Raw genomic sequence first — 13,421 nt, forward strand, 5'->3', positions numbered from 1 at the left:
CAGCACACGATGAGGAGACTGGTCCGGAACCAGCACCGCCAGACCGCAGTACCGAGTGCTCACCGCGTGCGGGAGCAGAGACCCGCAGATCCCGCAGCAGCGTCGCGACCTCGACCAAACTCCATGCACGCTGCCTCACCTGCACTCCCGGCGCCACGTCCTCCAGCAGCAGGGCCCCGGCGGTCAGATCTTGTGCCAGCAGTGTGACAACCGACGGGCGTCCTTTCCCAAGCCACCAGAGCTTCGGCTTCCTCCCGGGCGATCCCGGGCTCCGGCGTGAGTTTCAGCCACGCCCAAGTCCCAGCGGGCAGCGAGTTCGTTCACGAGAGCCGGCAAGTCATTGCACCAGGCCAGCACCTCAGCTCCGAACCGAACGACGAGCCGGTCCCGGACCTCTGGCGCGACGCGGGCCAGCTCTCTCAACTTGTCCCCCGCGGGTGGTGGATGCAGCCTTCGCGCCCACTAAGAGCACGGTCCATGCACGTCCCCGACATTTTTCCTTGTCACAGAGCGTGAAGAGTGGTCTCGGCCAGCCCTCTTAACGCAGCACTCAGGATTACCGGCGGTTACCAATCCCGAGGGCCGATTCCTCCTTCTCAGCGCAGTTGCTCGGCCAGTCCGACGATGATGCCCTCCGGGCCGCGGACGTAGCAGAGCAGATAGCTGTCCTCGAACCGGGCGATCTCGCCGACGAGTTCGGCGCCGTGAGGGCGCAGGCGGGCAACGGTGTCTTCGATGTCGTCGACGGCGAACATGACGCGGTGCGTGCCCAGAATGTTGTGTGGCCGGTTGCGCGGCCCGGCGCTGATCACCGCGGGGCTGCGGTACTTCGCCAGCTCGAGCCGGCTGTGACCGTCCGGGGTCCGGACCATCGCGATGTCACAGCGGACGCCGTCGAGTCCGGTGCACTGGTCGGCGAAGAGGCCCTCGACCTCCGCCCTGCCCTCCAGCTCCATACCGAGTTCCACGAAGAACGCGATGGCGGCGTCCATGTCCTCGACGACGATCCCGACGTTGTCCATCCGCTGAATCGCCATGCTGGTTTCTCCTTCTTCCTCGTGCGGCCGGTGGTGGCCGCTGATGTCCTTGGGACGGAGCCGCTGGCGCGTTCTCGACATCCGCAGACCGCCGAACTCCGAAAAATCTGGATCGCGCCTCAGCACCGCTACAGCAGACCCGCGAGCCAGGCGCCACCACCAAGGGTGAGTGCGGCACAGGTGGCCGCTCCGAGCAGGTGTGGGCGCGGCTCGCCATGCTTCCGCTGGACTTCGGCCGGTGGCCGTTCCCTCACGTGAGAACATCACCGTCGGCAAGGGCCCGGAGGACGATGCCTCCGTCGATGCCGCCGCCCACGCGGTCGGCGCCGACACCGTACTGAACGGGCTCCCCTACGGACTTGACACCAACCTCGCGCCCTCTTGGTGGGGAGGGCGCGACCTTTCCGGCGGTCAATGGCAGCGCATCGCCGCAGCCCGCGCGTTTTACCGCGCTCCGTACTCATCCGCGACCAACCCACGTCAGCACTCGACCCCCTTGCTGAAGGAGCCGTCTACGAACGCATCCGCACCCTGAGCGCCGGTCGCACGGTCATCCTCATCACCCACCGTCTCGGCTCCACCCGCAGCGCGGCCCGCATCATCGTCCTCGACCACGGACGCCTCATCGAAGTGGACGCTCACCAACCCTCGGGCCGAAACGGCCGCGGCCTCGTTGAAGCAGTCGCTGACATGGTCGTCGGCCTAAGGTGGCGTGATGAAGCTTCTCCTTACCGACTCCGGTGTCAAGAACGCGAGCATCCTGGCGGCGCTGGTCGATCTCCTGGACAAACCGATCGCCGAGGCCAGCGCCCTCTGCATCCCCACCGCGGGGTACGGAGGCCGGCATGGGGATCCGGGCGGGCCGTGGCGTTTCATCAGCGGACGGTCACCCAATCCCATGACCGAGTTGGGATGGAAGTCGGTGGGCGTGCTGGAGCTCACCGCACTGCCCAGCATCGACAAGGAACGCTGGGTCTCCTGGGTCCGAGAGGCAGACACCCTGCTGGTGAACGGCGGCGACGCGCTGTACCTGTGCCACTGGATGCGGGAGTCCGGACTGGCCGACCTCTTCCCGTCGCTGCGCGACACGGTCTACGTAGGGCTCAGCGCCGGGAGCATGGTCCTGACTCCCCGCATCGGGGAGGACTTCGTGGGCTGGAAGCCGCCCACCGGTGACGACAGCACACTGGGAGTCGTCGATTTCTCCATCTTCCCGCACCTCGACAGCCCGGACTGTCCTGAGAACACCATGGCCGAGGCGGAACGGTGGGCCGCCGATATAAAGGGTCCCGCGTACGCCATCGACGCTCAGACCGCCATCAAGGTGACCGAGGCGGCGTCGAGGTCGTCTCCGAAGGGCACTGGAAGCTGTTCAACCCGGCAGTGTGAACATCGACAACCTTCCCGTCCTCGAGGTCGCCGCGCCGGACCGGAGCGTGAGTCCACGATCGAAACGATCCTCGCCGGCACCGAGACTGCGATGACCGGGTTGCCCGCGCTGCACGAATGTGCGGGCGAGCCACTGCGCTGCGTAAGTGCCTGGCGCTGTCGGAAATGTCGTCCACGTAGTCGCGCAGCAGGGTACTGGGCGCCGGGGTGCCGAATTCGGGGTTGACGCTGAATGCAACGATCACGCGGTCCAAGTGGTGCGTCTCGGCCGCCGTCACCTTCGTCAGTTGGCTCAACGCGAGCTCCACCAGGACGACCTGGGACCGGCGCGGCAGTCGGTCAGCGGCTGGCGATAACCCACAGGATCAGGGCCACAGCCGACGGACGTGGTCTCCCGTGTACGGACCGGCGCTGGGTGAGTCGGTGTTACGGGCCGCGACGCGGGCACGGGGAGCAGTTGCTTCCGCTCACCTTCGGTCTTCAGTTCGTGGGACGATCCCCGCGGGCGCGGGGATGCCTCCTGCGCTGCGGCCTCACGTTCCAGGACGGCGTCCGTGTCACCGTCCGCGCCGCGGAGCAGCGCCTTGACCTCGGCGTAGGCGACGGTTGGTCCTGTGGCGAGCCGCTGGGCGAGGGCGAGACCCTCGTCGGCCGCGGAGCCGTCCGGCACGACCTGGTCGACCAGGCCCCGTCGTCGGGCCTCTTCGGCGTCGAAGCGGTCGCCGATCAGCATCAGGGCCGCCGCGCGCGAGGGTCCGACTGCCTGCGCGAGTGCGCCGCTCAAGCCACTGTCGGCAGCACGATCGCGAACGCCGACGCGGGACTCTTCTCCAGGGCACGGGCGTGCTCCTTGAGGTCCTGGCCGACGTAGAAGTGCCGGCCCCGGGCGGTCAGCGGGACGGCCCGTACGAGGTCGCCGTCTGCGCGTACCCGTCGGACGGCGGCGGACAGGCCGTGGCGAAGGGGGATGTCCAACGCGTTGCCGGCGGCCGGTCTGAGCAGTTCGACGACGGCGACGGTGCCTTCCAGGCGGTAGATCACCCGGTGTTCCTGGCTGTCGGCGGCAAGGGCGGACCCGGCCGGGGGCGTCTGCGTACGGGGCGTAGCCGGCTCGTTCGTTGCTCTCACCGCCATGTGTAGAACCCCTGTCCGGTCTTGCGGCCCAGCTCGCCGCAGGCGACCTTCTCGCGCAGCAGCCGTGGTGGGGCGAAGCGTTCACCGAGGGTGGCTTCCAGGTGCTCGGCGATGGCGAGGCGGACGTCGAGTCCGACCAGGTCGGTCAGGCGCGGCGGTCCCATCGGGTGCTTGTAGCCCAGTCGCATGGCGTCATCGATCGCCTCGGGTTCCGCGACGCCCTGTTCGACCATGCGGATCGCTTCCAGGCCGAGGGCTACGCCGAGGCGGCTGCTGGCGAATCCGGGCGAGTCGTTCACGACGACGTCCCGCTTGCCGAGGCCGCGGGTCCAGTCGAGGGCGGCCTGGACGGTGTCCTCGCCGGTGTGTGGTGTGAGGACGATCTCGATCAGCGCCGAGGCGGGTACGGGGTTGAAGAAGTGCATGCCGAGGAAGCGGCCGGGGCGGTTGAGAGCGGCTGCCAGCTCGGTGACCGACAGGGAGCTGGTGTTGCCGGCGAGGACGGTCGTGCCGGACACCGTCTGCTCGGCGGCGGCCAGGACGCGGGCTTTGAGGGCGGCGTCCTCGGGTACCGCCTCCACGACCAGGTCGGCGTGCTCGGGCAGGTCGCCGACGGCGCGCACGGTGGTCACGCGCGCGAGCAGCCGGGCCGCCGATTCCGGCAGCCGGTCTCTTTCCTCGGCCCGCTTCAGGCCGACGGCGATGCGGTCGAGTGCCGCGGCGGCCGCGGCGGCGTCGCTCTCCACGACGGTGACCTGTGAACCGGCGGTCGCGAAGGACTGCGCGATTCCCGCGCCCATGCGGCCGCCGCCGATCACCCCGACGATCGCGGGTGCTGTGGTCATGTCCGGGTCCTCTTCTCCAGGAAGCGTGTCATGCGCTCCTTCTTGTCCTGGCCTTCGAACAGCACCGCCTAGGCCAGATCGTCGGCGACAGGGTGGGCGCCGGGCGCGTCCACGACCAGCTTGGTCAGGCGTAGCGCCATGGTCGACGACTTCATCACGCGGTCGAGCAGCAGGTGCGCCTCGTCCAGCAGCTTCTCGGCGGGGACGACGTCGATGACCAGGCCGGCCGCCAGGGCCGCCGCCGCGTCCAGTTGCCGGCCGGCGAGCAGGATCTGCTTGGCGACGGACTCGCCCACGAGTTCGGGCAGCCGCCAGCAGGCTCCGGCTGCGGCGAGGATGCCGAGCCCCGGCTCGGGGTTGCCGAAGACGGCATCCGGACCGGCGATGCGCAGATCGCAGGCGTAGGCCAGTTCCGCGCCGCCGCCCAGCGTCCAGCCGTCGACCGCGGCAAGCGTGGGCAGAGGCAGCCGCCGCACCCGCTCGAACAGTCGGCTGTTGACGCCCTGAAGGGCTTCGTCACGGCCGCGCCGGAGCAGTTCGGCTATGTCGGCGCCGCCGGCGAAGACACGGTTGTGTCCGATGAGCAGCAGTAGCTTGGGGCGCCGCTCCAGTTCGGTGCAGACCTTGTGCAGTTCGTCGACCATCTGTCCGCTGATGGCGTTGCGTGCCTCGGGGCGGTGCAGTGTGACGACGACCCGGTCGTCGCGCTCTTCGACCAGCAAAGTCTCGAACGTCGCGCCGTTCACACGCGCTCCACCAGCATGGCCACGCCCTGGCCGACGCCCACGCACAGCGTGGCAAGACCCCGGCGGGCGTCCTCTCGCTCCAGCCGGCCCAGCAGGGTGAGCAGGATACGGGCGCCGGAGCAGCCGAGGGGGTGGCCCAGGGCAATGGCGCCGCCATCGGCGTTGACCTTCTCCTCATCGAGCTCGAGGCGGCGGATGACGGCCAGTGCCTGCGCGGCGAAGGCCTCGTTCAGTTCGATGGAGTCGAGGTCGCCGGTCTGCCATCCGGCGTGGGCCAGCGCCTTCTCGGTGACAGGTACCGGACCCAGGCCCATGAGGTTGGGCTGGACTCCGGCCGAGGCGCAGGCGACGATCCTGGCCCTGGGGGTCAGGCCGTATCGCTCGACGGCTTCAGCGCTTGCCACGACCAGGGCGGCGGCTCCGTCGGAGAGCGGCGAGGAGGAGCCCGCCGTCACCGCGGCGCGGCGCACGGCGTCGCCGACGACGAGGGCGGCGAGATCGTCGGGGCGTACAGAGGCGAGTGCGCCGCCGTAGCGGCCCTGGGCGGTGCGGGCTCCGTCGATCAGGTAGACCTCGTCAGACATGGACTTGCTCCTTGGCGGTGACCGGGCGGCGCGCCTCAGGGAGGGCGAACCGGCTGGTGACGAAGGCGAGTCGGGCACTGGATGTCGGCGGCCGGGCAGGGTGTCCCGGGAGGAGGCTGCAGTGGGCGTCGAGGTCCGTCCAGTAGAGAGGGAGGCGTGCCGACGGGTGGCGCCGGGCGATCCCTGCGGAGTGTGTCCACTCCTCGACCGGTGGGTTGCGCAGCTCGGCAGTTCGACCCTTTCCGCAGGCTAACCGAATGTTCGGTCGGTCGACAAGGCGACTGGGTGCATGACGCACGTCACCGTACGCCGGTGCCGTCGGCGGACGTCCGCGGCAACTCAGCCGGTACCACTGTCGGGTTGTGAAAAACACCGCCGCGCTCAGGACTTGGCCGGCGGCACGGCCGGCCGGACGCCGGCGGAACCACGCCCTCGACGGGTGGTGTCAGGCCTGCTGAATGAGCTTCAGCACCTGGGAGCGCAGCTCCGCGAACTCCGGCAGCGACTTGGTGTGGAGTTGGTCGCGGTCCGGCGGCAGCGGGACGTCAACGACGGCGCGTACGGTGGTGGGCCGGCCGGAGAGCACCAGGACGCGGTCGGCGAGATAGACGGCCTCGTCGATGTCGTGCGTGACCAGCACGACGGTGACGCCGAAGTCCCGGCGCACACGAAGGATCAAGTCCTCGAGGTCGGCCCGTGTCTGGGCGTCGACGGATGCGAACGGCTCGTCCATGAGCAGTGCCTCGGGCTGGTAGGCCAATGCCCGTGCGATGGCGACCCGTTGCTGCATACCGCCGGACAGCTGCCAGGGGTACTGGTTCTCGCAGCCTTCCAGGCCCACACCCGCCAGCGCCGCCAGGGCGGCCTGCTGCCGGTCGGCGCGGGGCATGCCGCGTGACCGCAGGGGCAGCGCGACGTTGCCCAGCACGCTCATCCACGGCATCAGCGAGCGGCTGTAGTCCTGAAAGACCACCGCCAGCTTCTCCGGGGGCCGTTCCACAAGGACCTCGTCCATGAGAACGACACCCTCCGTAGGCGCCAGGAGGCCGCTGAGACAGCGCAGCAGAGTGGTCTTGCCCGCGCCGGACGGGCCGACGACGCAGACGAACTCACCGCTGCGGACTTCGGCGTCGATCCCGCCGAGGACGGGTTTGCCGGAGTACGACTTCGTCAGCCCCTGTACTCGCAGCACCACGGACTGTTCCACGGCACTCGTCTCCAGGGTCGCGTCGTGGGCGTTGTACCCCGTCGGACCTGTCATACCAGTCATCTCCAGTTCATCGGGGGTGTCCGGCCGTCCCCTGCGGGGCGGTCGTGGCCGTGCCGTGTACGCGGGGCTCATCGCCGCTCCAGCCTCTGCATGCCGCGGTGCCACCGCAGCAGGTAGTTCTCCAGGCCACGGAAGGCGATGTTGACGAGGTAACCGACAATGCCGAGGAACAGCATTCCGGCCCACATCTCGGCGATCGCGAATTCGCGCGAGGCGTGGAGGATGCGGTAGCCGATGCCGTTGGTCGAGCCGGCCATCTCGCTGAACACGATCACGGTGATGCCGATGGACAGGGCTGTGCGGACACCGGCGATGATCTGGGGGCTCGCTGCGGGGAGGACCACGCGCAACAGCCGGTCCCGGCGCCGGAGCCGGTAACTGGTCGCCACGTCCCGCACCACCGTGTCGACCGACCGCACCCCGTCCACGGTGTTCAGCAGGATGGGCCACACCGTGCCGTAGGTGATGAGGCTGACCTGCATTTCAGCTCCGATGCCGAACAGCAGAAGCGCGGCGGGAACGAGTGCGACGCCGGGTGTGGCGCGGGCGAATTCCAGGACCGGCGAGAACGCGTCAGCGAGGAAGGGCACGAGTCCGAGCACGAAGCCGGCCGCGACGCCGATGACGAGGGCGATACCGAGGCCGGTGGCGAGGTGGAGCAGGCTCGGGACCGCGTCCGAGAGGAAGTGCGAGAACAGCCAGACGCGCTTCAGGGCCGAGACGCTCTCGGAAAGGGGCGGGAAGTACGTCGAGGTGCTGCCGGAGCTGAGCGTCCACCAGAGCGTGACGGCACTCACCGGCAGTATCAGTTCCAGGCCCACGTCGGAGAGCAGGCGCAGGCGCCGGCCCTTGGGCGTGGGGGTCTTCACCGCGCCGCGGGGCGGTAGGCCGAGTGCCATCGCAGTGCCCTCCTCTCCAGTGCGAGCAGCCCCTGGTTCAGCAGGATGCCGAGCAGTCCGACAACAACGACGACGGCCCACATGCCGGGGATGTCGCCGCCTTGCTCAAAGATCGTCCGCACGCCCCCACCTTCACGACTCCTCTGGACGGCGACCTGTCGGAGGTCATCGCCCTGGAAGAGCCCCTGCGGCGCATCTGGTCCAACACTCGTGCCACCGTCGAACTCGGCGAGCTGATGTTCCCCGGGCTGCCCCGCTACGCGCACGGCGTGGTCGAGGTCCCCGATCTGGACGACCACTCGGTCACCGAGATCAGCGAGATGCCCGTCATCCACGGTCCGGACGACTGGCGGTCGATGACCACGCGTCTGCGTATGGTGCTCGAAGATCCCCGCCAGCTGCTGTCCGGCTGCGTCACCGACTACACCGTCAGCCAGCTGGTCGCCGCCTGCAACGACCCGACCAGGATCACTGTGCCCGGCCTGGACGGTGTGCTGTACCCCCGCCTGCCCTGAACCGCCCAGCGCGGCGGGCAGCCCGATCCCCGCCGTGCCGCCTTCCCTCACCCCGTCTGGAGCACACGACACCCATGTCCCCTCTCTCCCTCGATCAGGCCCGCCGCCTCGACGTGGACGGCGGCCGGATCGCCTACTACGAGACAGGCACTGGGGGCCGGACCATCGTCTGGGTCCATGGCCTCCCCCTCGACTCCCGCTCCTGGGAGGCTCAGCGGGCACACTTCGATCCGCGATACCGCAACGTCTTCCTGGACCTGCGTGGCTACGGCGCGTCCGACAAGCTCCCCCCTGAACCGCGCGGCGGTGTCACCGCCCTCTACACCTCCGACCTCGCCGCCCTGATCACATATCTGCGCCTCGAGAAGCCGACCGTCGTGGGCTTCGCCTCGGCCGGGCACGTGACCCTTCGCTTCGCCGCCCAGCACCCGCAGCTGCTCGGCAAGCTCGTTGTCATCAACGGCTCCCCCCGATTCCGCCGCGGTGACGGCTGGCCGTACGGCTTCACCGACCCCGGTATCGCCCACTTCACCGACGCCGCACGTGACAACGGCATCAAGGGCATCACCGACGCCGTACTGCGGCCCGACCTCGTCTTCGCCGACGTCGACGCCGCCCGTGCCGCCGAACTGGACACCTGGTTCCGCGAGATGAGCTACAACGCGGGCGTGGAGACGCTCCTCGGGTTCTTCGACGACATCTCCCTGGACGACGACCGGTCCCTCATGGCCGACATCAACGCGCCGACCCTCCTGATGACCAGCACCATCGGTCAGGAGGTGCCCTCCGGGGTCTCGCTGTACCTGCGCACCACCCTTCCCAGGGCCAGGCTGGCAGAACTTCCCGGCGTCGATCACTTCGCGTTCGCTACCCGGCCGACGCTGGTCAACGCCTTGATCGACGCATTCTTGGACGACTAGGAGTCCGGTTCGCGAGTTGATGTCCATTTCCGGGTGAGGCGGGCAGGGGCTGCTGTTCTGCAGGGGTGGTCCGGGTGCTCGGGCAGGTCGGACGCGCTGCCCTGGGCGGGGATCCGGCCGAGGAGGGCGGTGACGGGTCTTCCGGGTGATGGCCAGGTACTCAAGGTGGGTCTCGGCCTCCCTCACTCGATTCCGCAGTTCGGCGATCTGATCGATGCCGAGGAGGGCGCTGCGCATGACGACCTGGTTCTTGAAGCCCTGACCGACCAGAGCCTTCTCGACGGTGCCACCGGTGTTCTCGGCGACTTGGTCGAGCAGGACGATGCCTGCCGCGTTGTCGTCCGAGTTCGCAGCGAGGACGGTGACGGCGATGACCAGGCCCAACCCGCCAACACGTCCTTCACGTGAAGTTCAAACCGAGTACGAGAAGTTGCGAGTCGCCGCGTAGAACAGACGGTCAGGCGCCTGTCCGGGCGATGTCCTGCGCGGGTGTGCCGTCCTTCGGAAAGCCGGCCCGGTGGCGACTGCGCGTACCCGGCGACCTGACCGGCCCCGCATTCTGCCCGGCTCCCGGGTAGTGGGTCACCGAGCTGGAGGCCATGGTGAACCAGTTACTCGAACCACTCGTCCAGGGCGCCGAGCCGGGCCAGAACGCTCTGGAGTTCCCGGCCGCGCCGTACGACGTGGCGCTCGGAGCATACGTCAGACAAAGCCCCCTCCCTCAGTCAACTTTGCTGTCGACGAAGGCTTTTGGCTTGACGTATGGGTTCGTCCACGCGCCGGGGCGAGACGTCCCGTACTCCTCCCCCCGGCCCCCTCGCGAGCCTATGATCGCTGCTGAATCACAACAGCCTGGGGGAGGTGACATCGCTGTGCCGGATCAGATACTCGCCGGCCGGTACCGGTTGGTCCGGCAACTGGGCGAAGGTGGCATGGGGCAGGTGTGGGAGGCGCGTGACGAGGTGCTGGGACGGCTCGTCGCGGTCAAGGTGATCTCGATGCTGGCCGGGGGCGGGAGCAGGGGCGGCGAGGCGCGAGCCAGGTTCCTGCGCGAAGCACGGATCACCGCCGCGCTCCAGCACCTCAACATCGTGACGATCCATGATCTCGGTGAGACGGAGAGCGACGACGGTGTGGCGCCGTTCCTGGTGATGGAACTGCTCCGTGGTGAAGGGCTCGACGCGGTGATGCGCCGTCGCCGTATCTCCCTGCGGGACGCCGCCCGGTGGGGCGCGGAGATGTGCGACGGGCTCGCCGAGGCGCACGCGGCCGGGATTCTGCACCGGGACATCAAGCCCGCCAACGTCGTCGTCACCGCCTCGGGCACCGTGAAAATCCTCGACTTCGGAATCGCGCGGGCGGCCGATCCCTCCGTGGGAGACCGCCGTCTCACCCAGACCGGCTTCATCGTGGGCACGCCCCAGTACATGGCGCCCGAACAGGCCCGCGGCCACGCGGAACAGAGCAGCGACCTCTACGCGCTCGGCTGTGTGCTCTTCGAGATGATCACCGGCCGGTTGCCGTTCCGGGCGCCTGACACGATGAGCCACCTCGCGGCCCATCTCACGCAGGAACCGCCCGCCCCCAGTTCGGTCGCGGAAGGAATCCCGCCCATATGGGATGAAGTCGTGCTGACCCTGCTGGAGAAGGATCCCGGCCGGCGGTACGCGTCGGCCGCCGACCTCTCCCGGGCGCTGCGGCTGCTCGCTCACGGGTCCGGTCCCACACCGACGGTGATGAACCCCACCGGGGAGCCGGGCCGGGGCGACGCCCGGACACGTACCGCGCCCGAGTCTCCACTCCCGCCACCGATGACCACGCGAGGCCTGACAGGCCCTCACCGTGAGCCGTCAGGAGAGTTCACTCCGAGCCACCGGATGACCATGACGGTGGACCAACCGGTCGTCTCGGTCGCCTTCTGCCCAGGCCGCGACTGGATCGTGCTCGGTCTGCACGGCGGGGCCGTCGTCGTCGCCGACCTGGGGGGACGGGAGCAGTACCGGCTCGACCACCGCAGTGGCTGGACGGAGGTGGCCATGGCCAACGTGGGGGTGCATCCGGACGGAACCCGACTCGCCACGGCCAGGAAACGGGACAAGTCGCTGCGGATCTGGGACGTCGCCACCGGAAACGAGCTTCAGCGGTTCCCGATCGAAGCGAGCACGTATGCCACGGTCTTCAGCCCCGACGGACATCGGATCGCCACCGCGGGGGGCGGCTGGGTGCGGCTTTGGGACGCGTACACGGGACAACTCCTCGCCAGGACCCGCGGCAGGTCAAGAAACCCGACGGGGATCGCGTTCAGCCCGGACGGCAGGCGGTTGGCGATCTCGGGACGCGGAACGGTGTCGATCACCGACGCGGCCGACGGCGAAGGGCTTCTCAACATCTCGCTCAACAACGCCAAGGCTGCAGAGGGCAACGTGTCCTTCAGCCCAGACGGGCGCAGACTGGTGATCCCGGTCCTCATGGGCAATCCGCCGAAGCTGGGCCTGCACATTGTGGACTCCTTCAGCGGGAGCAAACTCGTCGAGATTCCCTTCGACATACCCCAGACCTTGCTCTACACGTCCGTGGCGTTCGGTCCTCGCGGCGACATGGTCGCGGCCACGCCCAATAGCGAGGCACTGGTGTGGGACGCCGTCGCCGGCAAGCTCCTGCTGCGGGTCACCCGCCCCAAAACCGTCTACAACGTGGCCTTCAGCCCCGACGGCAGCATGCTCGCAACCTCCAGCATGGACAAGACCGTTCAGATCTGGAACCTCTGATCACCGGACGGGGCAGGGGGTGGGCCCGTGTGTGCAGCAGAAGCGGCCGAGACGGAAAAGCTTCATCTGCCGGCCGATCTTCGAATACGCCTGAGCTGCCACAGCCACCGGGCTGAAGAGCGTCAAGGGCTGAGCGGCGACGTACGCCTCGGGAACACCTCGGGAACACCTCGGGAACCCCCACGTCGGCTCGCACTGCCTCCAGGACGACTGTCCTCGTGCGCCTCGGAGCCGGTCCTCCATGTCCTTGTGGACCTTGCCCTGCAAGCCGTGCTTGACCCCTTCGGTGATCACCACTCAGTTGACTCCTGTGGTGATGCGTACGTACCCGTACGCATACGCGATCGCCAGATCAGCGATTCGTCTTCCAGCTCGGTGAGCCTGTTGGAGGTGAGATGGTTCCAGGGGGGGCGAGGCCGTCGTCGGCGGTGCGGGCGACGAGGTGGCCGTGGAGGTGGCACACGGTCTGAGTGTTCACCTCGCAGCGGGAGGTGGGGTAGTTCCACTGGCCGCACAGTTCCTGGGCGAGTTCGGCGGCGCGCATCTGGACGGTGGCGGAGACGACCGGGTCGGTCGTGAAGTCGGCGACGTGATCGCGCGGGAGGACCAGGAAGTGACCGATGGTGCGGCCGCTGCTGCGGGGCACGAGCGCGAGGGCGTCGGCCCACTCGCGGACGATCGTCGCTGGCGCGCCGTCGTGGATGATGGCGCAGAACAGGCAGTCGGGCCGGGGGGTTTGGGCGCGGGCGAGCCGGGCGATCCTGCTACGGCTGTGCAAGCGGATTGAAGCTGAGCGGCCGTCGGATCTGGAGACCCTTTATGCGCTCACTCAGGCCCACGACCGAAGAGTTCAACCTTCTGGAAGCGGAGTTCAAGGCAGCCGGGAGTGGGATCAAGACAGTTGCGCGTGAGTGGATCGCTGAGGACTTCTGGTTTGTCGCGTCGGCATACGGGTTCGCAGACGCGGATGTAGAGGAGCTGATCGTCGGCCGGGACTGGTGAGCGATGGCCGGAAGGACATCTGCCGGTCATCGTTGAGGGCCGCGACCTGCACGGTCGCCTCGTAACGGTGAGCTTGTTCTCCACCTCTGGCGCTGATGGCGGGTGAGTGCCGCAGGTGCGGCATGTGCGATGTTCGCGAAGACCTAGAGCGCCAGGTTCCCCAAGGCCGTCGCGACGATCACCGACGGCCGGGAGGAACGGCCGGCGTTCTACGGCTTCCCGGCCAAGCGCTGGATCCACCTACGGACCATGAATCCGATCGACACCTGTGGCGTCGGCAGCCCGGCCCGCAGCCCCCGCGATGATGTCCAA

The 13,421-nt window shown here is 68.5% G+C and carries 11 protein-coding genes and 5 pseudogenes; 5 read left to right on the forward strand and 11 right to left on the reverse strand.

The window, feature by feature from the left end:
- Positions 1–596: 596 nt before the first annotated feature.
- Entirely contained in the window at positions 597–1,037 is a 441-nt protein-coding gene (locus OG214_RS00150) for a VOC family protein (protein WP_363082484.1), read from the reverse strand.
- Between the two features lie 715 nt (positions 1,038–1,752).
- Between OG214_RS00150 and OG214_RS00155 the strand changes: the two are divergent.
- Positions 1,753–2,426: pseudogene (locus tag OG214_RS00155) on the forward strand (Type 1 glutamine amidotransferase-like domain-containing protein).
- Between the two features lie 292 nt (positions 2,427–2,718).
- On the opposite strand, the gene OG214_RS00160 reads toward OG214_RS00155, so the two are convergent.
- The 8 genes and pseudogenes from OG214_RS00160 to OG214_RS00195 form a co-directional block, all read right to left on the reverse strand.
- Entirely contained in the window at positions 2,719–3,210 is a 492-nt protein-coding gene (locus OG214_RS00160) for an enoyl-CoA hydratase-related protein (protein ID WP_363082482.1), read from the reverse strand.
- On the reverse strand, positions 3,207–3,560 hold the full coding sequence (locus tag OG214_RS00165; RefSeq protein WP_363082481.1) for an enoyl-CoA hydratase-related protein: 354 nt from the start codon (positions 3,558–3,560) through the stop codon (positions 3,207–3,209). Before OG214_RS00165 ends, OG214_RS00160 begins: the two co-directional genes overlap by 4 nt.
- A complete protein-coding gene (locus OG214_RS00170) occupies positions 3,551–4,405 on the reverse strand; it encodes a 3-hydroxyacyl-CoA dehydrogenase family protein (RefSeq protein ID WP_363082480.1) in 855 nt (284 codons plus the stop codon). The genes OG214_RS00165 and OG214_RS00170 overlap by 10 nt, the downstream gene beginning before the upstream one ends.
- A gap of 71 nt (positions 4,406–4,476) precedes the next feature.
- Positions 4,477–5,151 (reverse strand): annotated as a pseudogene (locus tag OG214_RS00175) (enoyl-CoA hydratase/isomerase family protein); the annotation flags it as partial.
- Positions 5,148–5,606: pseudogene (locus tag OG214_RS00180) on the reverse strand (3-oxoadipyl-CoA thiolase); the annotation flags it as partial. The pseudogenes OG214_RS00180 and OG214_RS00175, both read right to left, overlap by 4 nt.
- A gap of 574 nt (positions 5,607–6,180) precedes the next feature.
- Entirely contained in the window at positions 6,181–6,996 is an 816-nt protein-coding gene (locus OG214_RS00185; RefSeq protein ID WP_405983302.1) for an ABC transporter ATP-binding protein, read from the reverse strand.
- Between the two features lie 77 nt (positions 6,997–7,073).
- Entirely contained in the window at positions 7,074–7,904 is an 831-nt protein-coding gene (locus OG214_RS00190) for an ABC transporter permease (protein ID WP_405983303.1), read from the reverse strand.
- On the reverse strand, positions 7,871–8,026 hold the full coding sequence (locus tag OG214_RS00195; RefSeq protein WP_363085840.1) for a hypothetical protein: 156 nt from the start codon (positions 8,024–8,026) through the stop codon (positions 7,871–7,873). Before OG214_RS00195 ends, OG214_RS00190 begins: the two co-directional genes overlap by 34 nt.
- On the opposite strand from OG214_RS00195, the gene OG214_RS00200 reads away from it, so the two are divergent.
- A complete protein-coding gene (locus OG214_RS00200; RefSeq protein WP_405983304.1) occupies positions 8,006–8,419 on the forward strand; it encodes a hypothetical protein in 414 nt (137 codons plus the stop codon). The genes OG214_RS00195 and OG214_RS00200 overlap by 21 nt on opposite strands.
- A gap of 74 nt (positions 8,420–8,493) precedes the next feature.
- Positions 8,494–9,339: an alpha/beta fold hydrolase gene (locus OG214_RS00205; RefSeq protein WP_405983305.1), complete on the forward strand. Its 846-nt coding sequence runs from the start codon at positions 8,494–8,496 to the stop codon at positions 9,337–9,339.
- Between the two features lie 189 nt (positions 9,340–9,528).
- Here the strand turns inward: OG214_RS00205 and OG214_RS00210 are convergent.
- Positions 9,529–9,723 (reverse strand): annotated as a pseudogene (locus tag OG214_RS00210) (IS5/IS1182 family transposase); the annotation flags it as partial.
- Between the two features lie 488 nt (positions 9,724–10,211).
- Between OG214_RS00210 and OG214_RS00215 the strand changes: the two are divergent.
- Positions 10,212–12,107, forward strand: a complete 1,896-nt coding sequence (locus tag OG214_RS00215) for a WD40 repeat domain-containing serine/threonine protein kinase (RefSeq protein ID WP_405983306.1) — start codon at positions 10,212–10,214, stop codon at positions 12,105–12,107.
- A gap of 352 nt (positions 12,108–12,459) precedes the next feature.
- On the opposite strand, the gene OG214_RS00220 is transcribed toward OG214_RS00215, so the two are convergent.
- The gene (locus OG214_RS00220; RefSeq protein WP_405983307.1) at positions 12,460–12,885 is read right to left on the reverse strand and encodes an HIT family protein; all 426 of its coding nucleotides are present in this window, start codon (positions 12,883–12,885) and stop codon (positions 12,460–12,462) included.
- Between OG214_RS00220 and OG214_RS00225 the strand changes: the two are divergent.
- Positions 12,860–13,109: pseudogene (locus tag OG214_RS00225) on the forward strand (DUF5713 family protein); the annotation flags it as partial. The gene OG214_RS00220 and the pseudogene OG214_RS00225 overlap by 26 nt on opposite strands.
- Between the last annotated feature and the right edge of the window lie 312 nt (positions 13,110–13,421).

Origin of the sequence: Streptomyces sp. NBC_00872 (assembly GCF_045161915.1) — a bacterium.
Classification (GTDB): domain Bacteria; phylum Actinomycetota; class Actinomycetes; order Streptomycetales; family Streptomycetaceae; genus Streptomyces.

Bases quoted from the DNA above. Each gene is read 5' to 3' on its own strand.
- OG214_RS00185 (WP_405983302.1), bottom strand. From the start codon at position 6,996: ATGACAGGTCCGACGGGGTACAACGCCCACGACGCGACCCTGGAGACG.
- OG214_RS00165 (WP_363082481.1), bottom strand. From the start codon at position 3,560: ATGGCGGTGAGAGCAACGAACGAGCCGGCTACGCCCCGTACGCAGACG.
- OG214_RS00150 (WP_363082484.1), bottom strand. From the start codon at position 1,037: ATGGCGATTCAGCGGATGGACAACGTCGGGATCGTCGTCGAGGACATG.
- OG214_RS00205 (WP_405983305.1), top strand. From the start codon at position 8,494: ATGTCCCCTCTCTCCCTCGATCAGGCCCGCCGCCTCGACGTGGACGGC.
- OG214_RS00190 (WP_405983303.1), bottom strand. From the start codon at position 7,904: ATGGCACTCGGCCTACCGCCCCGCGGCGCGGTGAAGACCCCCACGCCC.
- OG214_RS00170 (WP_363082480.1), bottom strand. From the start codon at position 4,405: ATGACCACAGCACCCGCGATCGTCGGGGTGATCGGCGGCGGCCGCATG.